At 64.0% G+C, this 564-nt stretch carries 2 pseudogenes; one reads left to right on the top strand and one right to left on the bottom strand.

Annotated elements, in window-relative coordinates:
- Positions 1–271, bottom strand: a pseudogene (locus EN874_RS32195) (GNAT family N-acetyltransferase); the annotation flags it as partial.
- Positions 272–392: 121 nt separating this feature from the next.
- Here EN874_RS32195 and EN874_RS32200 point away from each other — a divergent pair.
- Positions 393–564: pseudogene (locus EN874_RS32200) on the top strand (sulfite exporter TauE/SafE family protein); the annotation flags it as partial.

Here is a 564-nt window from a genome sequence, read left to right on the forward strand (position 1 = left end):
GCACAGCCTCGATCTGCCCGCGCCGGGCGCCGCGCAGCGACAGTCCGGCAATAAAGGTGATCTGCAGCGTGCCGATGATTTCGTCGCCGTCGGTCATCACGGCAAGGAACTGGTTCGGATCGCCGTCTATCGTGGCGAAGGCATCCAGATAGGCTTGCGACAGCGGCAGGCTGGCGTCTTCACGGGCCCGACCGAGCGCGTCGTCGGCAAGCATCGCGACGATCGCCGCAACATCCGTTTCGCGTGCCCGGCGAATGCTGATCGCGCTCATTTCCACACCTCGGAGTTGGCGAACCGGCCGACAAAGCATTGCGATGCGGCCGGTCGTTCATCTTGGCCGGCAATAACGGATGCCGGCATAAATGACTATCCCGCAGGCCGTGTTCTGCGCTATGGCTGAAGTCCCGCCTTCCTCAACCTTCCCTTTGCCGATGTCAGGCCTGCTCAGCGATCCGTGGTTCTATGCCGCCGCCTCTCCCGCGGTGATCCTTGTCGGCCTGTCGAAAGGCGGCTTCGGCGGCGCCGTTGGTTTCGTCGGCGTGCCGCTGATGGCGCTGACCATCC

The organism is Mesorhizobium sp. M1D.F.Ca.ET.231.01.1.1, from assembly GCF_003999155.2.
GTDB lineage: Bacteria > Pseudomonadota > Alphaproteobacteria > Rhizobiales > Rhizobiaceae > Mesorhizobium.